Source organism: Peribacillus suis (assembly GCF_059384845.1).
Genome location: NZ_CM182019.1, coordinates 2,498,671 through 2,524,771, shown reverse-complemented (window position 1 = coordinate 2,524,771; position 26,101 = coordinate 2,498,671). Strand labels below are relative to the sequence as shown.

General features: G+C 39.1%; 25 protein-coding genes and 1 riboswitch. Of the genes, 23 read left to right on the top strand and 2 right to left on the bottom strand.

From position 1 onward, the window contains the following. The first annotated feature begins 6 nt into the window (after positions 1–6). The 15 genes from AC503W_RS12255 (at position 7) to AC503W_RS12185 (ending at position 16,051) form a co-directional block, all read left to right on the top strand. Entirely contained in the window at positions 7–495 is a 489-nt protein-coding gene (locus AC503W_RS12255) for a YpuI family protein (RefSeq protein WP_402869256.1), read from the top strand. Positions 496–606: 111 nt separating this feature from the next. Next, a complete protein-coding gene (locus tag AC503W_RS12250) occupies positions 607–1,485 on the top strand; it encodes a superoxide dismutase (RefSeq protein ID WP_427686885.1) in 879 nt (292 codons plus the stop codon). 429 nt (positions 1,486–1,914) lie between these two features. Continuing rightward, positions 1,915–2,478 carry an alkyl hydroperoxide reductase subunit C gene (gene ahpC / locus AC503W_RS12245; protein ID WP_402869253.1) on the top strand — a complete coding sequence of 188 codons (564 nt, stop codon included), beginning with the start codon at positions 1,915–1,917 and terminating at the stop codon, positions 2,476–2,478. Between the two features lie 134 nt (positions 2,479–2,612). Beyond that, on the top strand, positions 2,613–4,262 hold the full coding sequence (locus tag AC503W_RS12240) for an FAD-dependent oxidoreductase (RefSeq protein WP_427686887.1): 1,650 nt from the start codon (positions 2,613–2,615) through the stop codon (positions 4,260–4,262). A 191-nt stretch (positions 4,263–4,453) separates the two neighbouring features. Then, positions 4,454–5,614, top strand: coding sequence for a D-alanyl-D-alanine carboxypeptidase family protein (locus AC503W_RS12235; protein WP_402869250.1), 1,161 nt, complete (start codon positions 4,454–4,456; stop codon positions 5,612–5,614). Then, positions 5,607–6,200, top strand: a complete 594-nt coding sequence (locus tag AC503W_RS12230) for a nucleoside recognition domain-containing protein (protein WP_402869248.1) — start codon at positions 5,607–5,609, stop codon at positions 6,198–6,200. Before AC503W_RS12235 ends, AC503W_RS12230 begins: the two co-directional genes overlap by 8 nt. A gap of 2 nt (positions 6,201–6,202) precedes the next feature. Further along, positions 6,203–6,742, top strand: coding sequence for a spore maturation protein (locus AC503W_RS12225; protein ID WP_407406941.1), 540 nt, complete (start codon positions 6,203–6,205; stop codon positions 6,740–6,742). Between the two features lie 277 nt (positions 6,743–7,019). Next, a complete protein-coding gene (locus AC503W_RS12220) occupies positions 7,020–7,760 on the top strand; it encodes a pseudouridine synthase (protein WP_402869246.1) in 741 nt (246 codons plus the stop codon). A 198-nt stretch (positions 7,761–7,958) separates the two neighbouring features. After that, positions 7,959–8,489: a thiol-disulfide oxidoreductase ResA gene (gene resA / locus AC503W_RS12215; RefSeq protein WP_402956650.1), complete on the top strand. Its 531-nt coding sequence runs from the start codon at positions 7,959–7,961 to the stop codon at positions 8,487–8,489. Positions 8,490–8,507: 18 nt separating this feature from the next. Beyond that, complete coding sequence (gene resB / locus AC503W_RS12210; protein ID WP_427686889.1) at positions 8,508–10,154, top strand: cytochrome c biogenesis protein ResB; 1,647 nt, start codon at positions 8,508–8,510, stop codon at positions 10,152–10,154. Then, a complete protein-coding gene (gene ccsB, locus AC503W_RS12205; RefSeq protein WP_427686891.1) occupies positions 10,147–11,325 on the top strand; it encodes a c-type cytochrome biogenesis protein CcsB in 1,179 nt (392 codons plus the stop codon). Before resB ends, ccsB begins: the two co-directional genes overlap by 8 nt. Positions 11,326–11,608: 283 nt before the next feature. Then, a complete protein-coding gene (locus AC503W_RS12200) occupies positions 11,609–12,325 on the top strand; it encodes a response regulator (RefSeq protein WP_402956654.1) in 717 nt (238 codons plus the stop codon). Further along, positions 12,322–14,115 (top strand): ATP-binding protein, encoded by a 1,794-nt coding sequence (locus tag AC503W_RS12195; RefSeq protein ID WP_407406986.1) that lies wholly within the window; start codon positions 12,322–12,324, stop codon positions 14,113–14,115. The genes AC503W_RS12200 and AC503W_RS12195 overlap by 4 nt, the downstream gene beginning before the upstream one ends. Before the next feature lie 174 nt (positions 14,116–14,289). Beyond that, complete coding sequence (gene sigX, locus AC503W_RS12190) at positions 14,290–14,871, top strand: RNA polymerase sigma factor SigX (RefSeq protein ID WP_427687030.1); 582 nt, start codon at positions 14,290–14,292, stop codon at positions 14,869–14,871. Continuing rightward, positions 14,837–16,051, top strand: a complete 1,215-nt coding sequence (locus tag AC503W_RS12185; RefSeq protein ID WP_427686893.1) for an RsiX family anti-sigma factor — start codon at positions 14,837–14,839, stop codon at positions 16,049–16,051. Before sigX ends, AC503W_RS12185 begins: the two co-directional genes overlap by 35 nt. A 90-nt stretch (positions 16,052–16,141) precedes the next feature. On the opposite strand, the gene serA is transcribed toward AC503W_RS12185, so the two are convergent. Next, positions 16,142–17,716 (bottom strand): phosphoglycerate dehydrogenase, encoded by a 1,575-nt coding sequence (gene serA, locus AC503W_RS12180; protein ID WP_402956658.1) that lies wholly within the window; start codon positions 17,714–17,716, stop codon positions 16,142–16,144. A gap of 339 nt (positions 17,717–18,055) precedes the next feature. After that, a riboswitch (FMN riboswitch) is annotated at positions 18,056–18,188 on the top strand. Positions 18,189–18,358: 170 nt separating this feature from the next. Here serA and AC503W_RS12175 point away from each other — a divergent pair. Next, the gene (locus AC503W_RS12175; RefSeq protein ID WP_402956660.1) at positions 18,359–18,931 is read left to right on the top strand and encodes an ECF transporter S component; all 573 of its coding nucleotides are present in this window, start codon (positions 18,359–18,361) and stop codon (positions 18,929–18,931) included. Between the two features lie 134 nt (positions 18,932–19,065). Here the strand turns inward: AC503W_RS12175 and AC503W_RS12170 are convergent, their stop codons facing one another. Then, positions 19,066–19,314 (bottom strand): ferredoxin, encoded by a 249-nt coding sequence (locus AC503W_RS12170; RefSeq protein ID WP_402869232.1) that lies wholly within the window; start codon positions 19,312–19,314, stop codon positions 19,066–19,068. Positions 19,315–19,600: 286 nt separating this feature from the next. Here AC503W_RS12170 and AC503W_RS12165 point away from each other — a divergent pair, with 286 nt between their 5' ends. The 7 genes from AC503W_RS12165 to AC503W_RS12135 all read left to right on the top strand — a co-directional run bounded on the left by AC503W_RS12165 (position 19,601) and on the right by AC503W_RS12135 (position 26,034). Then, positions 19,601–20,668, top strand: coding sequence for a YpbB family protein (locus AC503W_RS12165; RefSeq protein WP_427686895.1), 1,068 nt, complete (start codon positions 19,601–19,603; stop codon positions 20,666–20,668). Continuing rightward, the gene (locus tag AC503W_RS12160; protein ID WP_494914310.1) at positions 20,665–22,173 is read left to right on the top strand and encodes a RecQ family ATP-dependent DNA helicase; all 1,509 of its coding nucleotides are present in this window, start codon (positions 20,665–20,667) and stop codon (positions 22,171–22,173) included. Before AC503W_RS12165 ends, AC503W_RS12160 begins: the two co-directional genes overlap by 4 nt. Further along, positions 22,163–22,792 (top strand): CPBP family intramembrane glutamic endopeptidase, encoded by a 630-nt coding sequence (locus AC503W_RS12155; RefSeq protein ID WP_402869226.1) that lies wholly within the window; start codon positions 22,163–22,165, stop codon positions 22,790–22,792. Before AC503W_RS12160 ends, AC503W_RS12155 begins: the two co-directional genes overlap by 11 nt. Beyond that, on the top strand, positions 22,770–23,528 hold the full coding sequence (locus AC503W_RS12150; RefSeq protein WP_494914307.1) for a LysM peptidoglycan-binding domain-containing protein: 759 nt from the start codon (positions 22,770–22,772) through the stop codon (positions 23,526–23,528). The genes AC503W_RS12155 and AC503W_RS12150 overlap by 23 nt, the downstream gene beginning before the upstream one ends. A gap of 147 nt (positions 23,529–23,675) precedes the next feature. Then, complete coding sequence (locus AC503W_RS12145) at positions 23,676–24,134, top strand: DUF2663 family protein (protein ID WP_402869222.1); 459 nt, start codon at positions 23,676–23,678, stop codon at positions 24,132–24,134. Between the two features lie 156 nt (positions 24,135–24,290). After that, positions 24,291–25,043: a metallophosphoesterase gene (locus AC503W_RS12140; RefSeq protein ID WP_494914305.1), complete on the top strand. Its 753-nt coding sequence runs from the start codon at positions 24,291–24,293 to the stop codon at positions 25,041–25,043. Positions 25,044–25,140: 97 nt separating this feature from the next. After that, the gene (locus AC503W_RS12135) at positions 25,141–26,034 is read left to right on the top strand and encodes a MerR family transcriptional regulator (RefSeq protein ID WP_494914303.1); all 894 of its coding nucleotides are present in this window, start codon (positions 25,141–25,143) and stop codon (positions 26,032–26,034) included. The last annotated feature ends 67 nt before the right edge of the window (positions 26,035–26,101 follow it).

Sequence of the window (26,101 nt, the reverse complement as noted above, 5' to 3'; positions counted from 1 at the left end):
TCACGGTTGGGGAATACATTGGTAAAATCACAGCTTGAGGATGTAAAAAGCTTTTTAGAAACGACAGTGGCTCAGCTAGAGGAGTTTCTGAATGAAACGACTTATTCTAAGTTGCAACAGGAAAAAAATGGTGAAGAAAGCTATTATAAAGGGATTCTCTCTAGTTTAAGAAGAATGCTTGTAAGTTGTGAAGAGGGTTTGGAAGCATGTCAAATCGTTCTTAAAAATGAGGTTTTTAATAAAGCTGCTGCGGAAAAGACGCTATATAGAGTGTATCATCAATGTATCGAAGAGTACTTTTCACCAAAATCGGACCGATGGTTTGAAGACAGTCGTTCAGCTTATACAGGGAAAAACTCCATCAAGTTCCATCAAACGGTACCGGATAGTATCATCACCATTCTTAAGACCGTAGAGAGTGGATTCCAAAACATGCGTGAAGAATTGGAGTTTTACGAAACCGATTATCGAACTAAGATGTTGCAATCTCGATAAGGAAACAGCAGGGCCTAATAGCCTTGCTGTTTTTTTGTTAAGGGTCTTTTCTTTTATTTGGAGCATAAAATGGGTTGATGTCTTATTTGAGATTTTTGGAGGGTGTGCTTATTGGATATAAGACAGTATGTGATGGATGTCAGTGAATGGATCGAACAAATGATGGGGTACATGGAGAGTATTGATATTAAGGATCGACGAATGATAGCAAATATGGAACAGCTTTCACGATGGACAAAGACATTGGAAACCGGAGATATAGATAATGAAGAACTACAAAAGATTGAAGAAGAAATAAACAGGATTTATAGAGAAATCAAAGAAAGGGCAACTGGTTTCCAATCTCAGAACGAAACAGAGGGATCTGTAGCTATCGGGAAACATACGCTGCCCCCCTTGCCATATTCATACGATGCACTAGAACCAATCATCTCGGCAGAAATTATGCGCTTGCATCATGATAAGCATCACCAAACATATGTGGATGGTTTGAATAAAGCGGAGTTAATGATGAAAAAGGCAAGAGAATCCAATGACTTTTCACTTTTGAAACATTGGGAAAGAGAGGCAGCATTCCATGGTTCCGGACATTATCTGCATACATTATTTTGGGAAGGCATGATGCCAGGAGGTGGAGGTCAGCCGAAGGGAGATCTCCTTAAACAGATTGAGAGAGACTTTGGAAGTTTCGAGGCTTTTAAAAGTCACTTTAGCGAAGCGGCCAAACAGGTGGAAGGCGTTGGCTGGGCCATTTTGGTCTGGGTTCCCCGATCACGTAGGTTAGAGATCCTTCAATCTGAGCGACATATGATTTTGACACAATGGGATACCATCCCTGTCCTTGTTCTGGATGTCTGGGAACATGCTTATTATCTTCAATATAAGAACAATAGGGCAGCCTATGTAAAAAAATGGTGGAATGTCATAAATTGGCCGCAAACCACATTACGGTTCAATAAAGCAAAAAAACTGATTTGGAAACAACAATGAATAGTAAATGAGTTCTCGCGAAAAGATAGGAAGGGATGGATGGGGCCATAGTGGTTCCATCTTTTTCGTTTAGATCATTTTCGGGGGTATGAAAAGTATGGAAAAATGACAGGAAGAGGAAATCAGGGACCGAAAGGGAGTGAATACTTCAGGTGAATATTCTCAATTGTAAATTATTGTTATTAGAATTAGGGCGTGATATTTCTTCTAAAATAATTTTATATTTTTCATATTAGTTCTTGATATAGTAATGTGGGTATGTTAAATAGACCATTCATAGGGATTATAACTTGTTTTTATGTATATTAGTATAAAGTTGTGTCGAAAATGTGAACATGACAATTATTAAGTTATATTTATTGACTAGTTACTAAATAATAATTATTATAAACAGGAAGCAAAAAATATTTTTTCTGGAGGAATAATAATATGTCATTAATTAATAAACAAGTTGAAGATTTTAAAGTTCAAGCATACCAATCAGGAGAGTTCAAAGAAGTGACACTAGAAGATGTAAAAGGAAAATGGGCTGTATTCTTCTTCTATCCAGCTGACTTTTCATTCGTATGTCCAACAGAATTAGCTGATCTTCAAGATAACTATGAAACATTCAAAGAAATCGGTTGTGAAGTTTACTCGGTTTCAACTGATTCTCATTTCAGCCATAAAGGATGGGCAGATGCTACTGATACAATCGGTAAAATCGAATACCCAATGCTAGCAGATCCAGCACTAGCTCTATCTCGTCAATTTGGAGTATTAGTCGAAGAAGATGGCGTAGCTTTACGTGGTACTTTCATCGTAAATCCAGAAGGCCAAATCAAATCATATGAAGTGAATGACATGGGAATCGGCCGTAATGCTGAAGAACTTATTAGAAAAGTTCAAGCTGCACAATTCGTAGCAGAACATGGAGATAAAGTTTGCCCTGCTAAATGGACTCCAGGTGAAGATACATTAGAGCCAAGCTTTGACCTAGTAGGAAAACTTTAATTTTAGGATATTTCCCTATACATATATCAACTAGTTGATATATAAAACAGCTATGATTGACAAAAGGCACTTACTTCAATAAGTGCCTTTTGTCCTTTAAAAATAAAATTTTTTAAACAGCAAGGAGATCAACTATGGAAAAAATATATGATTTATTGATTATCGGGGGAGGGCCAGCAGGTCTTTCTGCGGGAGTTTATGCAGGTCGAGCAAAATTAAAAACGATCATCCTTGAAAAAGGAACTGGCGGTGGGCAAGCAGCCACCACTTCAGAAATAGCTAACTATCCTGGTATTCACAACATCTCAGGTCCAAAGCTAGTGGAGGAAATGAAACTTCAAAACGAAGATTTTGGTGTGGAGTTCGCTAAATCAGATGTAACCGGCGTAGATTTCTCTGGGGAAGTAAAAACCGTAAAAACGCTTAGTGGGGACTATCATGCACGCGCTGTAATCATTGCAACGGGCGCCACCCCAAGAAAACTTGGGTTTCCAGGAGAAGAAGAATTCACTGGCCGAGGCGTAGCGTATTGTTCAACCTGTGATGGAGAGTTCTTTGAAGGCTTGGAAGTTTTCGTCATTGGAGCAGGATATGCAGCGGCTGAAGAAGCCATTTTCCTTACTCGCTTTGCAACAAAAGTAACCATTATCGCCCGCGAATCAGCCTTCTCATGTGCCCCTTCCATTGTCGATAAAGTAATGGCCAATGAGAAAATCGAGGTCAAATTCAATACAGAGATTCTTGGTGCTTATGGCGACGGCATGATTCAACGTGCCCGCTTCATCAATAACGTAACAAAAGAAGAGTGGGAATATGAAGCGAAGGAAGAAGATAGTACATTTGGCATTTTCGTGTTCATTGGTTATCAACCTCAAACGGCCATTTTCCAAGGCCATATTGAAATGGACCGTGCTGGCTATATCCTAACTGACGATGATATGAACACAAATGTAAAGGGTGTTTACGCAGCAGGTGACTTGAGACCGAAGTCCTTGCGTCAGATCATTACAGCAGTATCTGATGGAGCGATAGCCGCTACGGATGCGGGTAAATATGTTGCAGAAGAAAAAGACCGCTTAGGCATTAAAGATGAGCCGGTAGTGGAAGAAAAGAAAGAGGAAAAGAAAAAAGCTGCTGCACCAGCAGGTAAGAGCTCCTTACTGAGCGATACGTTAAGAGGCCAACTAAAAGGAATCTTCGATAAGATGGAGAATGACGTGACCTTAGTATCAATCGTGGATGAAAGCCTACCCAAATCGGTAGAATTACGTGATTTCTTATTAGATGTTGCAGAATTAGGGGACAAGCTTCATCTTGAGCTATATAATAAAGGTGAAAATAAAGATATGGAAGAAAAAGTGAATGCCGATAAATTCCCTGTAGTCTCCCTGTTAAATTCGAATGGGGAATACAGTGGGGTCAAATATCACGGTGTACCAGGCGGACATGAACTGAACTCCTTCATTTTAGCTATCTACAATCTTGCTGGTCCGGGTCAAGCGATGGATGCTGCTGTTCGGGATTCAATCAAATCAATTAGCAAGAAGACAAATATTAAAGTCATGGTATCTTTAGCGTGCCACTTCTGCCCTGACGTTGTAGTTGGAGCACAAAGAATCGCCATTGAAAATCCTAATGTTGAAGCTGAGATGGTCGACATCAGTAATTTCCAAGACATTAAGAAAAAGTATAAAGTTATGAGTGTTCCGGCTATGATCATCAATGATGAGGAAGTAGTGTTCGGAGCGAAGAAGATCGATGAAATTGCTGCTTTATTAGTTTAATAGATGAAAAACCGATGGATGGACATAACATGTCTGTTCATCGGTTTTTTTTCGTTTTTTTGTACCTTAACCTAATTGAATTATGCTTGTAACCTTCCTATTATCTTTAAAGACCTTCGATTATTTAATCATAACCCTTGTCCATTTGCATAAACTTGTACAAAAACAAGTAAAGAAACGGGAGGGCACTCATGCGTTTTCTATATAAAGAAATACCCAAATTGTGTATGGTCATTCTCATGTTTTCTTTTCTAGCACCATTACAGAGCGTTCAAGCCAACGTAGCCGTCAGTGCCCATAGTGCCATTTTAATGGACGAAGAAAGTGGAAGGGTCATTTATGAAGTGAATGCTCACGAAAAGAACCGAATTGCAAGTATCACGAAAATCATGACTGCTATCTTAGCTATCGAATCGGGAGAAATGGATGAGACCGTAACAATCAGTAGTAATGCTTTTGGTACTGAAGGGTCTTCCCTTTATTTGAAAGAAGGTGAAAAGATCAAGCTTGAAGATTTGGTTTATGGCTTGATGTTACGTTCGGGGAATGACGCGGCTGTTGCGATCAGCGAAAAGGTGGGAGGGAGCCTTGATGGTTTCATTTGGATGATGAATCAAAAAGCGGAAGAAATCGGTATGAAGAACTCCCACTTTACGAACCCTCATGGATTGGATAATACCAAGAATCATTATTCAACGGCATATGATATGGCTTTACTCACCCGTTATGCTATGCAAAACAAGACATATGCCAAGATAGCCGGCACTAAAGTACATCGGGCCCCTAACTCGACCGAGAATTGGGATTATGTATGGAAAAATAAGAATCGGCTACTCACGCAATTATATGAGTATTGTACCGGCGGGAAAACGGGCTATACTAAACTTGCAAAGCGGACATTGGTCACTACAGCGACTAAAAATAATCATAATCTTATCGCTGTCACGTTGAATGGGCCGGATGATTGGAATGACCACATCAATATGTATGAATCTGCTTTCAAGAATTACAGTTTGACTGAAATTCTTCCTGAAGGCGCCATAAAGGACATAAAGAATAAAACGTATAGAGGGCATGTTTATTTCAAAAATGATTTTTCCTATCCTCTTACTAAGGACGAAAGGAATTCAATAAAGGTTAAAATGAAATTCCTGAAGCCGAAGAAGAGTTGGGAAGACAAACGAAATATTCCGGAAGTAGTGGGCAAGGCTTATATCTATCTGGATGGAAAACAGGTCGGTTCGCGTTCCATCTTTTATGGTGAAACTGTAGAAAGTTTCAACCAGCAATCTTTTCAGTCCTCGTGGGCTGCTCTATTCGAAGCAGTATTGGGAATAGATAGAAATGGTTAATTATATCTGGGTTGGAATGACGGTAATCGGTATAGTATTCGCCATGATTAATGGGACCATGAATCAGGTGAATGAAGCACTTTTTGTTAGCGCCAAGGAAGCTGTCACCCTTTCGATAGGCTTGATGAGCATTCTGGTTTTTTGGCTGGGGTTAATGAAAATCGCGGAAGAATCGGGGCTGCTCGAAAAACTATCCGTTTTGTTCAAGCCTTTAATGAAATGGTTATTCCCTGAAGTCCCTCCCAATCATCCTGCAATGGGCTATATTTTATCCAATATGATGGCGAATACGTTTGGATTGGGAAATGCAGCGACACCATTAGGGATTAAAGCCATGGAGCAGTTAAAGAAATTAAATGGTAATAAAGCGACCGTAAGCCGTTCGATGGTTACCTTTTTAGCGGTGAATACTTCAAGTGTGACATTGATCCCAACGACCGTCATTGCTATAAGGATGAATTACGATGCCGTCTCCCCGACTGACATAGTGTTTCCAACTATCGTGGCTACAGCCATTTCGGCGGTAGGGGGAATAGCGATAGATCGATACTTTTATTACAGGAGAAAGCGGAATGGGAGGGAATAGGAATGCTACAATGGATGACCGCCATTTCGATTTGGTTGATACCACTTTTGATTCTCTCGATTTTATTATACGGTACGTATAAGAAGGTTCCCACCTATGAGACCTTCGTAGAGGGGGGGAAGGAAGGAATCAGTATGTCTTTCTCCCTTATCCCTTTCTTGGTGGGAATGCTCGTCGCCATTTCGGTGTTTAGAGCCTCAGGGGCTCTTGATTCCTTCGTACAGGCATTAAAACCGATTCTGGCCTTTCTTCACTTCCCGGCTGAGGTTTTCCCCCTGGCGATCATCCGTCCTATATCGGGAACGGCTGCATTAGGGATGACGAGTGACTTGATTTCCGTATATGGTCCGGATTCCTTTGTTGGTCGCTTGGCGGCTACAATCCAGGGAAGTACAGATACGACCCTGTATGTGTTGACTGTATATTTCGGAGCAGTGGGAATTAAAAAAATGGGTGATGCACTCAAGGTTGGCTTATTGGCGGATTTAGTCGGGGTTATAGCAGCAGTGGTTGTGGTCACGCTTGTTTTTGGTACAAAGTAAGCCGAGGAAATGGATGTATCCATTTCCTTTTTTTATTGATATCCTATATTTTACGATTTTAAGAAAAGGATACATTTTTTTGCCATGGAAAATTAAGCTATGTTACACTCATTATGGAAACCAGCCTATATAACAGATCTTAAATGGATGAAATAATAAAAGAAACGGCCATATTCACGAAAAACCTTTTGTTTTTGCCTCGCTATATGTAATAATTGTATGATTGTGTATGTACAGACAATAACAAACGAATGATTATACTATGAGGTGAAGATAGATGGAAAGATTACAAAAGGTAATAGCACATGCAGGATTAGCATCGCGTCGTAAGGCCGAAGAGCTAATATTAGAAGGCAAGGTAAAAGTGAACGGTAAAGTAGTGAAAGAATTAGGTGTGAAGGTAGGTCCTAATGACAAAGTACAGGTCAATGAAATCCCACTCGAGAAAGAACCACCTGTATATTTCGTATTCTACAAACCACGCGGAGTCATTTCAGCTGTTTCGGATGATAAAAATAGAAAAGTCGTAACGGATTACTTCCCATTCGTCCAAGAACGGATTTATCCTGTAGGTCGTCTCGATTATGATACTTCCGGTTTATTGGTTTTAACGAATGACGGGGATTTTGCGAATACACTCATGCATCCAAAACATGAAGTCGACAAAGTGTATGTAGCTAAAGTGAAGGGCATTCCTTTACGTGAGAGCCTAAGGAAATTAGAAAAAGGAATCATGCTTGAAGATGGAAAAACAGCTCCAGCTAAGACCAGAGTACTGACGACTGATAAGAAAAAGGAAACGGCCATTATAGAAATCACTATCCATGAAGGGAGAAACCGCCAGGTCCGTCGGATGTTTGAAGCGATAGGCCATCCTGTAATTAAATTAAAACGGGAGCAATATGGTTTCTTAACATTAGATGGACTGACTGCGGGAGATTCAAGAGAGTTAACTCCCCATGAAGTTAAATTAATGCGGACGATGGCATCGACTGACCCTAAACAGCGGAGAATGTAATACGTTTTTTCTCTTTATTAACAGGTTGAAACCGTTACCCCATTCATCCAAGCGGTTGAATGGGGTGGTGGAAAACAGCCTGTAAATTCCTTTTCTTTCATGATACGAAAAAGGTGTCGACGAATCTTCAAAATATGGTCATCGTGTAACATGTTATATTGGTATGGTGAAATATAGAGCTGCCTTAGGAGGATTTCTATGGATAGAAAAAAGCGACGCCTAGTGAGCAGGACCATCATTCTACTGTTATTAGGTGCAGCTTTAGTGTTTGCCCTTTATACGAACTTCACTAAAGATAAGAATGACAGTCTTCAAAAAGGAAAGGAAGCTCCTAATTTTGTTTTGACTGACATGGCAGGCAAAGAACATAAGTTGTCGGATTATAAAGGACAGGGTGTTTTCCTGAACTTTTGGGGTACATATTGTAAGCCTTGTGAATACGAAATGCCTTATATGGAAAGTCAATATCAAACATACAAGGACCAGGGTGTTGAGATATTAGCAGTCAATGTAGGGGAGTCTGAATATTCGGTCAATAATTATGCTGCAAAACATAATCTTACCTTCCCAATCATGATTGATAAAGGCAGGGAAGTGGAGAATGCGTATCGCGTTGATATTTTACCGGTCACCTTCTTGATAGATAAAGAAGGAAAGGTAATAGATATCATTACCGGAGCCTTGACAGAAGAGAGCATCCAAAAGCATATGGAGAGAATTAAACCATAATACTGGGGAGTTTTTGACATGAAAGAAGTAAAATGCGATTGTGGCCATGTAAATCCATATGGTACAAAAATTTGTGAAGTTTGCGGGAGTATCCTGGATAAAGAAGATAAAAAATTAATTGATATGCGCTATGAGGGAAGTGCCAGACGTTCACAGACTTATAACAAAACGATCATTGATAAAGTCTGGAATTTCTTCTCTTCCGTTAAGGTTGGGGTTACCCTTATAGTCCTGGCCTTGGTTGCTTCTGCAATCGGAACAATATTTCCACAGGAAATGTATATCCCTTCTTCTGTAACACCCGCCGAACATTACCAATCGGAGTATGGAACGTTAGGGAAGTTGTATTATGAATTCGGATTTCATAATTTATACAGTTCATGGTGGTATCTAATCATTATAGCGATGTTGGGCATATCCCTTCTGATTGCAAGTATCGACCGCTTTTTCCCATTATATCGGTCTTTAAAGAAACAAGGAATTACTCGCCATGATGGTTTCATGAAGCGACAAAGGGTATCGGGAGTGACGAAGCTTGATGGCCAGGGAGTAGATTTGGAAGAAGTAAAAGAGCGGTTGAAAAAGCAGCGCTATCATATACGTGAGGAAAATGGGAACATTCTTGCAGAAAAAAGCCGTTTTTCACGTTGGGGCCCTTACGTCAACCATATCGGACTTATCATTTTTTTAATTGGGGCTTTACTACGCTCAGTACCTGGAATGTATATTGATAAAGTGCTTTGGCTAAGGGAAGGCGAGACAAAAGAGATTCCTGGTACAAATGGTGAGTATTATCTTAAGAATAATGAATTCACACTGGAAGTCTATGATAAAGAGAATGAAGAAGACGAGCAATTCAGTGCCGCCATTGATAAAACTGGTACGATAGCTAAGACTTATGAAGCAGATGTGACATTGTTCGAGCGTCAAAATGAAGCGTTGCCAGGTGAAAAAGCAGAACTTGATAAAGTTAAGGATTTTAAAATAAAAGTGAATGAACCCTTGAAACACGATCACTTTGCTTATTATCAGGTGGATTATAAATTGGACGAGCTTAGTACCATGTCTTTTAATCTCATCAATAAAGAGACAGAAGAGAAATTTGGAAATATCACGGTGGATTTGAATAATCCGCAGAAGATGTATGAATTGAATAAAGGGTATTCTGTCGAGTTAATGAGTTATTTCCCCGATTTCGAATTTGATGAAAAAGGAGAACCGACGACGATATCAAAGGTTCCGAATAATCCGGCATTTATCTTTAATATGAAGACCCCAGATAAACCAGATGGAGAAGTGAGTTTCGTAGCTATAAAAGAGACGGTGGAACCATTAGGAGAAAATACATATAAACTGGCTTTTGCTGGAGTTGAAACGAAAGACGTTACAGCTTTGACTGTCAGGAAAGATCTTACATTGTGGATTCTTTTCACCGGGGGAATTATCTTCATGATAGGTGTTATCCAAGGTTCGTATTGGAATCATCGCCGTATATGGATTAAAAGAAATGAGAGTGAGATTTTGATAGCCGGCCATACCAATAAAAACTGGCATGGCATTAAGAAAGATATAAAAAATGCGATTGAATCAACACCACTTTGTGAACCAACAGATTTACTAGAAGAGGAGAAATCTTCTAATAAGGGGGAAGTTTTAAATGGCTGATTTGAGCGGTAATTTATTATATGCGGCCTTCTTTTTATATCTAATTGCGACCTTTATTTTTGGAGGCTCGATAAAGGATAAAAAAGGAGCAGAGGAGAAAAAACAAAATAACTGGGCAAAATTAGGAATCACCTTGACCATTTTAGGATTTGCAGCGCAGGTGGGTTATTTTATTACAAGATGGATTGCTGCGGGCCATGCACCTGTTAGTAACCTGTTTGAATTTACAACATTTTTCGGCATGATGATGGTAGGGGCATTCATCTTGATTTACTTTCTTTATAAAACGCCCGTCCTTGGGTTGTTTGCCCTCCCCATTGCATTATTGATCATTGCGTATGCAAGTCTGTTTCCGACGGAAATATCGCCGCTCATACCAGCCTTGCAGAGTGATTGGCTACATATCCATGTAACAACTGCAGCGGCAGGGCAGTCCATTCTTGCCATTAGCTTTATCGCCGCTATCATTTATCTGGTTAAATCGGTGGAACAGACAAAAGCAAGTAAACGGACATTTTTTCTTGAAATCATCATGTATACGTTAGTCAGTACACTTGCACTTGTAATAGTATCCTCCACTTTCTCCATGATGGATTATAAAGCTAGTTTTGATTGGGTTGATAAAAAAGATATGGCAGCCAAACAGGAATATACACTTCCTGCCTTGGTTGGTCCTCATGAAGGGGTTATGATTGAAAAGGGACAATTTCAACCATTGGTGGAGATGCCTGCAATAATCAATGCGAAAAAACTGAACACAGTCATATGGTCGATTGGTGCAGGACTCGTCCTGTATGGCTTGATAAGGTTGATTTCTCGGAAAAGAGTCGCTGCTCTAATAAAACCGCTTGTTAAAAATGTTAATTTGAACTTGCTGGATGAAATCAGTTACCGTTCCGTTCTAATTGGATTTCCGGTCTTCACACTCGGGGCACTTATTTTTGCCATGATTTGGGCCCAGATTGCTTGGACACGATTCTGGGGATGGGACCCGAAGGAAGTATGGGCCCTTATCACCTGGTTGTTTTATGCAGCCTTTTTACATCTGCGTATGTCTAAGGGATGGCAGGGAGAAAAATCAGCCTGGCTTGCGGTCATTGGTTTTGCCATCATGATATTCAATTTGATATTTGTGAATTTGGTTATCGCTGGTTTGCATTCATATGCCTAATTAAGGGAACCTTATCATTAGATGAAGGGGGTCTTTTGATAGTAATGTCGTTAATTTTATCGATATTCCTACCAAACGATCCCTTTTTTATGATTAAAGCGTTATTGCTAGGGAAATAAATCCTAGAGGGCTTTTAGAAAGCTTGTGGTAATTATTGTGACAATATAGTGAAAAGTTAAGGAAGAGCCTATAGAATTGGCTGTTTATCTGGATTTGTTAAGAAATAATATTAGGCATTAAAGCTTTCATTTTGTAAAATAAATGATAGGAGGCTGGTTACGAAATGTATAATGCTATTAAAATTCTTGTGGTGGATGATGAAGAAAGAATCCGCCGCTTGCTAAAAATGTATTTAGAAAGAGAAGAATACATAATTGATGAAGCTGAAAATGGTGATGAGGCTTTAGTGAAAGCTCTAGAAAATGATTATGATTTAATTTTATTGGATATTATGATGCCTGGCAAAGATGGTATTGAAGTCTGTCGGGAGTTGAGAGAGAAAAAAACGACACCTATCATCATGCTTACCGCTAAAGGTGAAGAAGTGAATAGAGTCCAAGGATTCGAAGTGGGGACAGATGATTATATTGTCAAACCCTTCAGTCCACGTGAGGTTGTATTAAGGGTCAAGGCGTTATTGCGCCGTTCTTCCAATGCAAATTACATGCAAACCGAAGCATCAGCAAAAGATGTAATCGTATTTTCCCACCTAACGATTGATAATGATGCCCATCGTGTGCTCGCGGATGGCAAGGAAGTATCTCTCACGCCAAAAGAATATGAATTATTATATTTCTTGGCGAAATCCCCCGATAAAGTTTTTGATCGTGAGCAGTTGCTAAAAGAAGTGTGGCATTATGAATTCTTTGGAGACCTTCGAACTGTGGACACGCATGTCAAACGCTTGCGTGAAAAGTTAAACCGTATATCCGAAAATGCTGCCAAAATGATTGTCACTGTTTGGGGCGTAGGTTACAAGTTCGAAGTTATTAACGACTGATGCTATGGGGCAGTGTTGTTGGTAAGCTTTGGGCAACGATTCTTTTGCTGGTATCCTTTGTTCTGATCGTTTTGACTGTACTTCTGGTTGAATTCTTTGATAATTTTCAGATAGAGAATGTCGAAAATGATTTAACCAAAATGGCACAGCAAATCATTACGGTCACGAATGAACATGGGGGCACTGGAGACGAAGTTCTCCAAATAGCTTCTGAATTGATAGGTGATGAAACGAAAGTGATCATCTTGAATGACAATAAAATGGTCTTTTCATCTGTTGATGAGAATGGGTTTAAGATAACGCCTGAATTCATTAAAGATGATCCCGAATTATTAAAGGTATTTACAGAGAGAAAAACTGTAAAAAAAGAGATGATGCTTTCGACTGAGGGGACAGATGAAGATACATTGTCAGCAATTGTAGTGGGGGTTCCTCTTGAATTAAATGGTCAGCAGGATGAGGTTTTCTTGATTCAGTCATTGGAATCGATGGAAGAAACAACGAAATCCACAACGCAGTTCATCCTCTTAGCTGCAGGGATCGCTATAATATTGACAACGATTTTCGCTTTCTTTTTATCTACGAGAATCAATGCTCCACTAGTAAAAATGAGGGAAGCTGCCTTGGCCATAGCTCGTGGTAAATTTGATACCAAGGTTCCCATCCTCACCCAGGATGAAATAGGTGAGTTGGCCATTGCATTTAATCAGATGAGAAAACAGCTGAAATTCAACATGAATGCCCTCAGTCAAGAAAAGGAACACCTTGCAAGCATTCTCAGCAGTATGGCAGACGGGGTTATTACCTTTAATAAAGATGGTACTATCCTTGAGACGAATCCTCCAGCTGACCGGTTCTTGCAAGCATGGTACTTTGAAAAAGGATACAATCGGGAAGACAATATGAATGTACCATCAGTACTCATGAATCTATTTGACGAATCAGAGTCCTATGATAAGGAACAAGTTGGAGAAATTACTTTACAGGGTAGAAATTGGGGACTGATTGTCAGTCCTTTATATTCAACTGCAGATAATATCCGCGGTGCTGTCGCCATCATCCGTGATATGAGTGATGAACGTCGCATGGATAAACTAAGGACGGACTTCATTGCCAATGTGTCCCATGAGTTAAGGACCCCGATATCGATGCTACAAGGGTATAGTGAAGCCATTGTAGATGATATAGCAGGCAGTGAAGCTGAAAAAATGGAAATGGCTCAGATCATTTATGATGAATCGTTGAGGATGGGACGTTTAGTTAATGATTTATTGGATCTAGCCAGATTGGAATCAGGGAAAATGAACCTTACTTATGACCTGGTTTCCGTCTCCCCCTATTTAAAGAGGATTACAAGTAAGTTCTATGGACTGGCTAGAGATAAAGGGATCACGATTACGACGCATCTTCAAGACGATGGGATCAACTGGAGTTTTGACCCTGATAGAATTGAGCAGGTATTGACGAATTTAATTGATAATGCAATCCGTCATACTCCTGCAGGCGGAAAAATCGATGTCATTCAAAAAATGAGTGATCGCAGAGGCTTGATTATAGATGTGAAGGACTCTGGTTCAGGTATTCCGGAAGAAGACTTACCATTCGTATTCGAGAGATTTTATAAAGCGGATAAAGCACGTACCCGTGGACGGTCTGGTACGGGCCTAGGTCTGGCCATTGTTAAAAATATCATTGATGCACATGATGGATATATTTCGGTGAACAGTTTACCAGAAAAGGGAACAACATTCAGCTTTATTCTACCTCGAATATTGGAAAATGCTGAATAAATGTCAGATTGCTTGGCAAATAATCTTGATACATGAGAAACAGAGTGGGCAAAGGCAATTGGATTCTCCTAATTGCCTTTGCCCATATTTTATTTGCGGGCAGTATATGGAGTGAATTGGGTAATTAGTATAAAATAAGTATGTAACTTTCATATGAAAATATCGACTATAATTATGAACGGATGTGGAGAAATAATGAATTCCATTTTCCACGATCTTTATGAAAAATATCACCAGGAAATTTATCAATTCATTTATTATATGACCAAAGACCGTGAAACGGCAGAGGACCTGGTTCAAGAAGTTTATATAAGGATAATGAAGGCCTATAATCGTTTTGAAGGCAATAGTAGTGAAAAAACCTGGATGTATTCCATTGCGAGAAATGTGACCATTGATTATTTTCGGAAACAAAAAGGATGGAAGAATAAAATCATTCCCAATATTGATTGGGATGGTCAGATGATTAAAGATAATCAGCCGATTCCCGAAGAAGTGGCCATTATGAATGATAATGTCAGAGAGATATATCGTTGCTTGAATCGATGTACTGTTAATCAAAAAGCAGTCATTATTTTACGGTACATACAAGGCATGTCCATTTCAGAAACCGCGGGTGTACTGAATTGGAGTGAAAGTAAGGTAAAAACAACGCAACACCGCGCTTTAAAAGCGATTAAAAAAATGATGGATGATTCATCAGAAGAGGGGAGGAATTCCTTTGAAGAAATCCCGTTGGAAAGAAAGAGAAATTGAGGACTTGCTTCGCCAACTTCCGGAGGTAAAAGATAAACGCTCGAAGAAAGAAGTGTTTTCGAGGATAGAAGGTAAGCAAAGAAGAAACCGTAAAAAACTTTGGATTCCTCGTATTGTGGGCATTGCCTCCTTATTCTTAATGATGATCATTGGATCTTCACTGATGATTGGAAAAGATGAATCTCAAGAGCAGGAGGTTAATAGCCACGGCAATGGAAAATTGGCCATTTCAGAAAGTAAGATCATTTTGGATAAGCAAGAAAAGCATGATATTGAATCACATGAAAAGCAGGATGTAAAGGAAGATATTGAGGGCGAACCAATAGAAAAAAATGAATTGAAAAGTAAATCTCAACAAGTGGAAAAAGAAAAAACACCCATTCGTGCGATCTACTCAGAAGATTTGCGGGGGAAGTCGACAATAACTCTAGGCGTGCCTGATCACCAACAGAATTTTATCGTACCTCTATCTTTTGTAGTCGATACTATCGAAGAAACGGAAGCCTTGGATCAGGTGGTAAAAAAGATGTCGACCATTAATGAGAAAAAATATGGCCTGTCCGATTATTTCCCTCTAGATATTAAGGTATCCCATGTTCCCACCAACAACACAGCAAATATCGAATTACGGGCAGGCAGTAATCTGTTGGATGAGGATATCGTGTTTCTTAGAACCATGGAAGAAACCTTATCCTATCTAAATATTGATAAAGTGACATTTACAACGGACGGAAAATCTGGTGCCAGTTTTGCTCATGCCGGAACAGTAATAGAAGAAGAAATTCCCCAGCACAAGAATCGCACATTCTTTCTTTATCACACGGATAAATCATCTTCAAGTTTCCTTGTGCCTAGCAATATCGATTATCAGAACATGGAAGAGGCCCTACAAGCGGCAAAGGAGGAACCTGGCATAGAAGGGATTTCTTCTGCTCTACCGGAGAGTTTGAAGTGGGAGAACCTAACATATGATGGGGGTTTAGTAACTGTAGAACTGGCACAAGAAGGCCGCTTGAAGAATGATTCAGAGTCGCTTCAAGGTTTGGAAGTCATTCTATTTACAGCTAAAGACTTTGGCTATGCAAAGGTGAAGTTTGAAAACTCCCCTGTAGAAATGGTAGGTTCTCTGAATTTATCGGAAGAGATTACAGTACCCGTTGCTCCTAACTTAGTTAATTAAAGGTCAAGTGCATGCTTGCGATGTGAGAGGCAGATGAGGGTCGTTCAACAAAAAAAGGATGCCCGCTAGTGGGGCATCCTTAAGTGGAAATTATAAAGCTATTCGGGCCATGAAAGTAATTTCTTGTGTTTCCTCTAAGAATTGCTTCATATTATCTTCTAATGGTTTATCGAAACTCAATACCATGATAGCTTCCCCGCCAGCTTCTTTACGACCAACTTGCATAGTCGCGATATTTACGGCATGATCACCAAGAATTTTACCGACGTTACCGATTACTCCAGGTTTATCAGTGTGTTGGATATAAAGTAAATTAGCTTCTGGATGGAAATCAATTTTGAAACCATTCAGATTGACAATCCGGGAACCATAGTTCTCGATATGAGTACCACTAATGGTTAATTCGCGAGTGTCGCCTTTTACTTTTAGACTGATCAGGTTAGAATAACCTAGAGAGTCAGTAGAAACCTTTTCGCCAATGGTAATGCCACGCTCTTTAGCAACCAATAGCGCATTCACTTCATTAACTGAAGCATCTACTCTTGATTTGAAGAAGCCTGCTATTAGGCTTTTTGTTAGAATAGCGGTGTCGAAGTCCAATGATTCACCTGCATAAGTTACGGAAATCTCCTGAATGCCTTCTTTCATGCATTGTGAGGCAATGGAGCCCATTTGTTGGACTAGTTGATAGAATGGCTGAACCTTTTCAAACACCTCTTTAGAAATGGCTGGAAGGTTAATTGAACTTGATACAGGATTACCTTCAAAATAGGTTAATACTTCTTGGGCGACTTGAACGGCAACATTCAATTGGGCTTCTTTAGTGGAAGCTCCTAAATGAGGAGTAGCGATGACGTTATCAAGTTCAAGTAATTTATGGCCAAGCGGTGGTTCTTCAACAAAAACATCCAATGCGGCTCCAGCTACATGTCCCTCGACAATCATTTCATATAAATCATCTTCATCAAGGATTCCGCCACGCGCACAGTTTAATACGTACACGCCTTTTTTACAGGTGAGTAACTTTTCTTTATTGATTAACCCTCTAGTTTCGTCCGTTAGAGGTGTATGTACAGTGATTATATCTGCTTTAGGGAGCAATTCATCTAAAGTCAGGGAAGTTACGGACATTTTTTTTGCACGATCGGCTGTTAAGAATGGGTCATAAACTATGACTTCCATGCCGAAAACTTTTGCGCGTTTGGCAATCTCTCCACCAATTCGTCCGAAACCAACAATGCCTAAAGTTTTTCCGCGAAGTTCCGTTCCTGTATAAGAAGATCGTTTCCATTCTCCATTTTTCAGGGAAGCATAAGCTTGCGGAATATGGCGCATCAAGGAAGCCATCATGGCAAATGTATGTTCAGCTGTTGAAATTGTATTTCCGTCAGGAGCATTCACAACAACGATTCCTCGTTTTGTTGCAGCAGGAATGTCAATGTTATCAACGCCGACACCTGCGCGAGCAATGATCTTTAGTTTTGGCATGCGGTTCATTAAATCTTCTGTAACTTTTGTTGCACTTCTAACCAGTATTGCATCGATCTGATCAAGTTCGTTTGCTGCTTCTTCTACAGTCTTCTGAATAAGAAGAATATTGGATGCCTCTGAAAGCGGTCCGAGTCCTTCTGGTTTGATGGCATCTGCTACTAAAATCTGATACACGTGTAAACACCTTCCTAGGTAAAATTCTCTTAAATTTCAGTTAATTTTACAATTGAAATGGGAAAACTGTCAATTTGGCATACCTATATGTAAGCGCTTTAATTAAAGTTGCTTTGAAATTCACTCGTCCAAAACCGCAAGGGCAAAGGGTTTGAGTCGTAATTTTCTAAAAATAAAAATTATTTTAGACCGAGTAAAATGTCGTGATTATAAATACATATTTTGTTTAAAATGAATAAAAGTGTAATATTCGATTGTCGTAAATTCATAGTTGCGATGAAAATACTATTCAAAAAAAGAAAAATCATTTATAATGAAAATTGTAAATTAATTTTATAGGTCTATCTTCGGGGCGGGGTGTAACTCCCCACCGGCGGTGATGAAGAAAAATTCTTCTAAGCCCGCGAGCCTTAGGGCAGGATTTGGTGAGATTCCAAAGCCGACAGTATAGTCTGGATGGGAGAAGATGGAGGTTCCTGAATGCGTTCAAACAGTCAAGTGCTGAACGTTTGTTTGATGAAACCTTTAATTTATCCCTTTAATTCTGTCGGAATTAAGGGGTTTTTTATTGAACATCAACATTCATGAAGGATCCCTAACCTCTTTTTCAAGGTAGATCAAGAAAAAGAAGGAGAGAGAACTATGAAATCGAACAAAGTTAAAAAGATGGTCACACTTGCAATGCTAGGAAGTCTTTCCTACCTACTAATGCTTTTGAATTTTCCATTTCCGGGATTTCCGCCTTTTCTGAACATTGATTTTAGTGACATCCCAGCACTGATGGCGGCATTGATTTTCGGACCGCTTGCAGGAGTTTTAGTTGAATTCCTGAAAAACTTATTGGATATGGTCATGACTGGAAGCGATACGGGTGTACCGGTTGGACATATCTCTAACTTTATAGCGGGGGTATTATTCATACTGCCAACATATTATGTATATAAAAAAATAAGTTCGAAAAAAGGAATGACATTTGCCTTGCTAGCCGGAACAGTTTCCATGGCGCTAATTATGAGTGTCTTGAACTATTATGTCTTTTTACCGGCATATACTTTCTTTATGGGATGGGATGCCATGACCGCACCAGAGTCAAGACAATTCGTAACTGCGGCAATACTCCCTTTTAACATCATTAAAGGAGTGCTCATTACTTCCGTTTTCATGCTATTATTTGTTAAACTCCAAACATGGATCAATAAAACAAGTGTTATATAAACATGCTTAATATATAAAAAGAGGCAGAAACAACCAGATGATAACTGGGTTGTTTCTGCCTCTTTAATGTATGGGGAGAAGTTTTAAAAAATACATAAAAAAAGCCATTCTCAAAATGAAAATGGCTTTTATTCTTATTCGAATTTTAAAGCGTCGCCCTCGAATGATTCGTCTGCGACTTTGATAGAGTCTGTGGGGCATCCTTCAAATGCATCCATCATGTCATCTATAAGAACATCGGGGATTTCAACGATTCCTTCGTTATCATCTAGCGTAACAAAAGCAATTCCTTCATCATCATAATCATAGATATCTGGTGCTGCAGCTCCACAAGCTCCACAAGCGATACATGTTTCTTTATCAACAATAGTAAATTTAGCCATGAATAAAACCCCTCCTAAGTTGATTTACAACTCAAAACCTTTTTATTATAGATTAACATCTCTTTCTTATTGTAAGACCGAATGCCGAACTTATCAATAGAAAATGTAACGATAATACGGCAGTATATGAAAAGTCAACACAAATTATTGGGAAAATTTCTTTATAACGAGTACGTATTTAGTTGTTTATTCACAAATATCGTTGCATATATGACATAAAAAAAGGCGGTATTTGCAGATTTTTGTTACAATATAATTGGATAAATGGAACAAGGATGTGAGTTTCATGAACAATTATCTTCAAGCAATCATTTTATATGCGATACAAAAGTTCCAAGGTGAGCGTTCCATCTACGCAATTTATCATATGCTTCAGGGTAAAAAATCGTCCCAGACTATTCAGGATGCGCATTTATTTGGTCTGACGAACATATTTGGGACTATGCCTCGTTTTACCCGGGAGGAGTTATCTCAAAACATAAAATTGTTTCTTGAACTGAAACTAATCGAACCAACGGAAAAAAATGATGTGTATTTGATTAGTGAACAAGGAGGAGGGGCGTTGGCCTCTTATTTCAAAAAGTGGCCTCTTCCTTTATCACTAAATGGGTGGAAATACCAAAACATCACCCCGGATTTTTGGAGAAGACTCAATCTTCTTATCCAAACTATATCCCATATTGTCCACAATGAAAGGCCTTTTTATCCGATACAACAGAATCAACGAGTACAGGAATTCGTAAAGGGTTTTTTATATGCCAACCAACAAAATCGAGAGTTACTTGCTCAGCATCTTTTTGATGAATTGGTCACCCTCTTAGAGATGCAAAGTGAGTTGAACCGTGACATTTTTGTTTTGAAAATTACGGGAGTCAATCGAATCGGACTTACGTTTGAGCAGATTGGAAAAAGGAAAGAAATTGATGAGTGGTTTGTGCACTACGTTTTTCTCGATTCATTGCATCAAATGCTCGCAGAGATATCAACAGTACGCGATTACCCTCTGTTGGCTTCTTTAATCCATGATTGGAAAAATGGTGGGCATCCTCATCTAACACAATCGACACATACGACTCTGCAATATATTCAGGCAGGGAAAACGATACAGGAAATTGCAGAGATTCGTCGCTTAAAAGGAAATACGATTGAGGATCATCTCGTAGAAATCGTGCTATCGGACAAAAGTTTTTCGATAAATGACTATGTTCCAATAGAGGATGAAGACAAAATCATTACGGTCATTAAACGGTTGAATACGAGAAAACTCAAGGCAATCAAGGAAGCTGTCGATAATGAGCAAATTAGTTTTTTTCAAATAAGGCTTGTACTTGCGAAAATAGGTGATAGAGGATGAACTTGAATACAGTCCTGAAAGATAAATTTGGATTTGACAATTTTCGTCCTGGACAGCATGAGGTAATCGAATCCTTGCTAGAAGGGACCGACACATTGGCAATGCTTCCCACAGGGTCTGGTAAATCATTATGTTATCAGCTCCCTGCTTACCTTATCAATAAGACGGCTATAATTGTTTCACCGTTATTATCCTTGATGCAGGATCAGGCGGATCAGCTTAAGATGAGAGGGGAAAAAAGTGTTCTGACCCTCAATTCTTTTTTGACCGCGTATCAAAAAAAACAGGCATTTGAACGATTGCAAACGTATCGGTTTATTTTTCTGTCTCCCGAAATGCTTGGGCTAGAAAGTGTAATCCAGTCTTTAAGGAAAATTGACATAGGCTTATTTGTCATTGACGAGGCGCATTGCATTTCTCAATGGGGATATGATTTCAGGCCGGATTACTTGAACTTGGGAGAAGTGAGGCGTAAGTTAAGTAACCCATTAACGCTTGCCTTGACGGCAACAGCAACAAAAGAAGTACGGCAAGATATAATCAGGAACTTGAATATCTCCCAACCCAAGGAAATCGTTTCATCCGTTGATCGGGAAAATATCGCGATACTTGTGGAAAATATATATAGCTACGAAGAAAAGCTTGCCCGTGTCCTCTCGCTTGTCAGGGAATTTCCAGGTAGTGGAATTATTTATTTTTCTTCGAAAAAAGTGGCTGAAGCGGTCTCGGGTTTTTTACAGGAAAATGGAGTCGGTAGTGTCAATTATTATCATGGAGGTATGGAACAGGAGCAAAGAATGCTCATTCAGCAGCAATTCATCTTGGGCCAGTTAAAAATCATTTGTGCAACGAGTGCGTTTGGAATGGGAGTCAATAAAGCTGATGTTAGATTTGTCATCCATTTTCATATGCCATCCACAATGGAATCATACCTTCAAGAAATAGGGAGGGCAGGCCGTGACCAAAAACAAAGTGTAGCCATTTTACTATATAGCGAAGGAGATGAAGGACTTCCGTTGCATTTGATGGAACAACAGCTACCAACTGACCATCAAATTGAGGCCGTTTGTTCGTATTTAAATGAAGCGAATAGAAGTATGGCTGATTTAAGTCTTTCTGAAAAAGAGCATCTTCTTCAGAGCTTTTCCTTGAATGATATTCAATTCCGTTTTTTTACACAATTTCTGACGGATGATGACTCACCATTGCATAGAACAAGGATGAAAGACTATTGTCATACAAGAAAGATGCAAAATCAGGCAAAGCTGAACGTTTTTTTGAATTGGATTCATACTAAAATATGTAGGCGTTTGGGCATTTTGCATTATTTTGAAGAAGAGCAGCAAAAAGGGAATGACGTATGTTGCGATCGTTGTGGAATAGATGCAAAAAATATCTTGGATGTATGGCCGGCAGTAAAGGAACAGCAGGGTAATTCATATTCTACATGGAAACAGGAATTAGCTTTTATCTTATTGGATAAGGATAATGGGCATGAAAAATAAGCAGGCGCAATTAATTAAACAGCTGACAGACAAACAGTTACTATATAATTTGTTCCTGACCCAAATTATTCTCTTAACGATTGGCTTTTTTTTAGGTATTATCTTATTTGAAGATTTTTCTACCTTTCGTTCTTTATTTGACATTAAAGATATGGATATTTTGTTGATAGGTGTCCCTGCTGGAATCTTAGTGGTCATTTTTGATGTGGTTATGATGAAAGTGACCCCTGTTTCCTATCAGGATGATGGTGGAGTCAATGAACGCATTTTCAGTAGCCTACCATATCCCATGATCTTTATCGTCTCTTTGTTAGTAGCGGTTAGCGAGGAATTATTATTTCGTGGTGTTATGCAGACACATATAGGCTTATTGTGGACGAGCATTATCTTTGCGGCGGTTCATTATCGTTACTTATTTAATTGGTTTTTATTTTTGAATGTGACGCTTTTAAGCTTTCTCATCGGATTTTTGTTTGAATGGACCCAAAATATTTTAGTGACGATCACAGCCCATTTTTTAATAGATTTTATCCTCGGTATATTAATAAGACATAAGTATGTAAAGCTGGCAGTATGTGAAGAGGGTGGTGACTTAGATGAGTCGTGTAAAAGAGAATGAAAACGATCAAGCTGGAGAACTTCGTACGCGATCCGATCGTCATAAGGTGAAGTCATCTTTACCAAAAAGAAGTGAGGTTCATCAGAGTAAAAAGAAAAAAAGCAAAGTGAAGATAAAGTTCCCAATGATTAAATTATTATCGCTATTTTTCATTTTGCTTCCTATAGGATTTTATAGTCTTTATACATACCTTCAGGATAGGCCTGAAAAGGATACCAAAAGTAGTGAAGTGGTGAATTTTAGTGATGACGAAGAAACTATAGAAGAGGCTGTGCCGACAACGGCAACGGCCGGGGATATTAAGGAAAAAGAAGAAAAAGATACTGCTAAGCTTAAAGAAAAAAAGCAAGAGGAAGATAAGGCTGCAGAAGAAAGAGCAAAGAAAAAAGCCAAACAAGAAGCGGAAGCAAAGGCTAAAGCAGAGGCGGAAGTAAAAGCCAAACAAGAAGCGGAAGCCAAACAAGAGGCAGAAGCAAAGGCTAAAGCAGAAGCGGAAGCGAAAGCCAAACAAGAAGCAGATAATAAAGTAGCTTCTGGGGATGCCGCAGCTACCAAATCGGAGGCTGACGGATATAAAGTTGTTTACCATACGGTTCAGGCAGAAGAGACATTGTTCAGGATTGCGATGAACTACTACAAATCGCAGGAAGGCATTGCGCTAATTCAGAAATGGAACGGGCTGAATGGCAATGAGATTTCGAAGGGACAAGTCTTGAAGATACCACTGAAAAAGTAAAAGCAAAAGCACTCTGTCTCTTAAGAACGACAGGGTGCTTTTTTTCCTAAGGTTGGGTTATTTATAGTAAAGATCCGCCCCATTATCATTTTTTCCAAGACAACCTCATATCATGATTTGAAGGATTAGGAAAGAGGGGGAAGATAAATGGAACCGGCAATCATTTTATTGGATGATAAAACCGATCAGGCGGCAAAACAAATGTTACAGAATGTTGTGGTCCGCAAAAAAAAATTCGAGACGCTCAAAAAGAAGCATCTTCATAGTTTATGGGCAACAATGATTATCGCTGCTCTTTTCTTGATATATCTTTATTTATATATAGTTGTTCCTTATTCCTATTCGTTCTTTAAGATGTTCAGTGTCTTTGTTGACCATTTTAGCCATTTTTTATTTTTGGCTGCGACGACCGGAATCTATGGTTATATGATGATGATCAAAAAGAAAATGGATAAAGCAGAAAAGGAATTTCAATTGCTTCGATGTGAAATTATCAACAAAAGCAAACAGTTGTGGGAAAAAGAGGATGAATGGAAAAATCGGCACAAGGTATTTGACATGATGAAGAAGAACTATGATATTAACTTATTTCATGAAAATAAATAAACTCCTAGTTAGGAATATTGAATAGCGGGTATTATGGTTTTATGAGTAAGTTTCGGAAGGATTTCGGTAATGAAAAGAAAGAAGGTTTAATGAAAGATGTTTTTGGTTTATGTGTTTTTGGGTTTGCTACTGCTTATATGTGTGATGGTTTTTTACATGTGGCGTACAGCTAAACAAGATAGGCTACTTATCCAGGATTTATATTTCAGCAACTTTCCGGAAGGATTTGGGGAAATTCGGATTTTTTTTATTTCCGATCTACATCGGAGAATCATATCGGATCGTTTAATCGAAGATGTCGTTGGTAAAGCGGATTTAGTCATTATTGGAGGGGATATCAGGGAAAGTGGAGTCCCTTTAGAGCGGGTAGAAAAAAATATCTTGAAACTGAAAGAGATTGGTCCTATATATTTTGTATGGGGGAATAATGATTACGAAGGGGACTTTCATGAATTGGATGCCTCACTTCTGAATCTCGGGGTCAAGATATTGGATAACACTTCCGTTTCTTTTGAGTCGGAGTCAGGAGAAAAGGTTGCTCTCTTAGGCATAGATGATATTTCCGTTGAAAGAGACAGACTCGACCTTGCTCTTTCGGACTGCGGGGATGAGCATTTTCGGATTTTGATCAGTCACAATCCACTTGTTAAAGAACAACTAAAGTCAGAAAATCGTATCAGTCTCGTTCTTTCGGGGCATACCCATGGTGGGCAGATACGCATATTTGGATTTGGCCCATATCGTTTGGGAGGCATAAGGAACGAAACGGAATGCATGTACATAACTAGTAATGGATATGGGACAAGTACTGTGCCATTAAGGCTTGAGGCAAAGCCGGAAACCCATCTGTTCACATTGAAAAAAGGGAAATCTACAGAATATGGAGAGGTTTTGGAGAAAATCTATTAGGCCGTTAACTCAATGAGCATATTTGAATTTTACAGAGTGGAATTAATCCACTATAATTTCATCAATGATGTTCTGTTATTGGAGGCCTTGTAAACTTATGCAAGAAGGTAAATATAATATTAAGGCAGTTTCTAAACTGCTAGGTATCCAGCCAGGTACTTTACGGGCGTGGGAAAGACGTTATCACTTTATTGAACCTATCAGGAATGATTCAGGTCACAGATTGTATACGGAAAAGCATCTGCAAATCCTAAAGTGGTTAATCAATAAAACAGACCAAGGGTTCACGATTAGTCAAGCCGTTTCGTTGCTTGAAGGATCTGAAAGGATAGCGGAAGATGTCCACGAAACCAAGCAAAATAATGAACAAACGCTCAAATTAGCGAATGAACTCCTTGATGCACTGTTAAGCTTCAATGAAAATAAGGCCCAGCTGATTATTAGTCAGGCATTCAGTATGTACAGTATCGAGCAAACGGTAGTTGAAGTACTTGGAGGTATCTTGGTTCAAATAGGAAATAAATGGGAAAAAGGTGAAATTACTTCAGCCCATGAACATTTTGCTTCATCCATTATCAAAGCTAGAATCAGTTCGATTATGCATACTATCCCGACAAGTGGTTTATTGCCAAAAGCACTAACCGTTTGTGCGCCAGGGGAAAAGCATGAATTCGGTTTGCTGATTTTCACAATCTTCTTAAAAAGAAAAGGGTATGAAACGGTTTATTTAGGTGAATCGATAGCTAATGAAGACCTCTTTACTGTATTGAATATAATCAAACCATCTTACCTCTTTATGTCATGTTCGCTTTCTGAGAATCTCCCGGGAACTTTAAAGTTGATAGATGAGCTATGGCAGGAGTTCCCTGACCTGAAAATAGGTCTTGGGGGAGAAGCGCTGAATCATCTTTCTGACGATGACCGTAATAAATTCAAGCATGTATTCATTGGCGGTCTCCAATCGGATTGGGATAAGTGGTTGAAATTTTAATGTTTTCCTCATAAATAATGGATATGCACCTTGAGACCAAGTCTTCATATGATGTATGAAGATGGAA

Bases quoted from the DNA above. Each gene is read 5' to 3' on its own strand.
- AC503W_RS12220 (WP_402869246.1), top strand. From the start codon at position 7,020: ATGGAAAGATTACAAAAGGTAATAGCACATGCAGGATTAGCATCGCGT.
- AC503W_RS12145 (WP_402869222.1), top strand. From the start codon at position 23,676: ATGGAACCGGCAATCATTTTATTGGATGATAAAACCGATCAGGCGGCA.
- ahpC (WP_402869253.1), top strand. From the start codon at position 1,915: ATGTCATTAATTAATAAACAAGTTGAAGATTTTAAAGTTCAAGCATAC.
- AC503W_RS12150 (WP_494914307.1), top strand. From the start codon at position 22,770: ATGAGTCGTGTAAAAGAGAATGAAAACGATCAAGCTGGAGAACTTCGT.
- AC503W_RS12230 (WP_402869248.1), top strand. From the start codon at position 5,607: ATGGTTAATTATATCTGGGTTGGAATGACGGTAATCGGTATAGTATTC.
- AC503W_RS12135 (WP_494914303.1), top strand. From the start codon at position 25,141: ATGCAAGAAGGTAAATATAATATTAAGGCAGTTTCTAAACTGCTAGGT.
- AC503W_RS12155 (WP_402869226.1), top strand. From the start codon at position 22,163: ATGAAAAATAAGCAGGCGCAATTAATTAAACAGCTGACAGACAAACAG.
- AC503W_RS12240 (WP_427686887.1), top strand. From the start codon at position 2,613: ATGGAAAAAATATATGATTTATTGATTATCGGGGGAGGGCCAGCAGGT.
- AC503W_RS12160 (WP_494914310.1), top strand. From the start codon at position 20,665: ATGAACTTGAATACAGTCCTGAAAGATAAATTTGGATTTGACAATTTT.
- AC503W_RS12200 (WP_402956654.1), top strand. From the start codon at position 11,609: ATGTATAATGCTATTAAAATTCTTGTGGTGGATGATGAAGAAAGAATC.
- AC503W_RS12175 (WP_402956660.1), top strand. From the start codon at position 18,359: ATGAAATCGAACAAAGTTAAAAAGATGGTCACACTTGCAATGCTAGGA.
- AC503W_RS12165 (WP_427686895.1), top strand. From the start codon at position 19,601: ATGAACAATTATCTTCAAGCAATCATTTTATATGCGATACAAAAGTTC.
- AC503W_RS12170 (WP_402869232.1), bottom strand. From the start codon at position 19,314: ATGGCTAAATTTACTATTGTTGATAAAGAAACATGTATCGCTTGTGGA.
- resB (WP_427686889.1), top strand. From the start codon at position 8,508: ATGAAAGAAGTAAAATGCGATTGTGGCCATGTAAATCCATATGGTACA.
- AC503W_RS12140 (WP_494914305.1), top strand. From the start codon at position 24,291: ATGTGGCGTACAGCTAAACAAGATAGGCTACTTATCCAGGATTTATAT.
- sigX (WP_427687030.1), top strand. From the start codon at position 14,290: ATGAACGGATGTGGAGAAATAATGAATTCCATTTTCCACGATCTTTAT.
- AC503W_RS12235 (WP_402869250.1), top strand. From the start codon at position 4,454: ATGCGTTTTCTATATAAAGAAATACCCAAATTGTGTATGGTCATTCTC.
- ccsB (WP_427686891.1), top strand. From the start codon at position 10,147: ATGGCTGATTTGAGCGGTAATTTATTATATGCGGCCTTCTTTTTATAT.
- resA (WP_402956650.1), top strand. From the start codon at position 7,959: ATGGATAGAAAAAAGCGACGCCTAGTGAGCAGGACCATCATTCTACTG.
- AC503W_RS12225 (WP_407406941.1), top strand. From the start codon at position 6,203: ATGCTACAATGGATGACCGCCATTTCGATTTGGTTGATACCACTTTTG.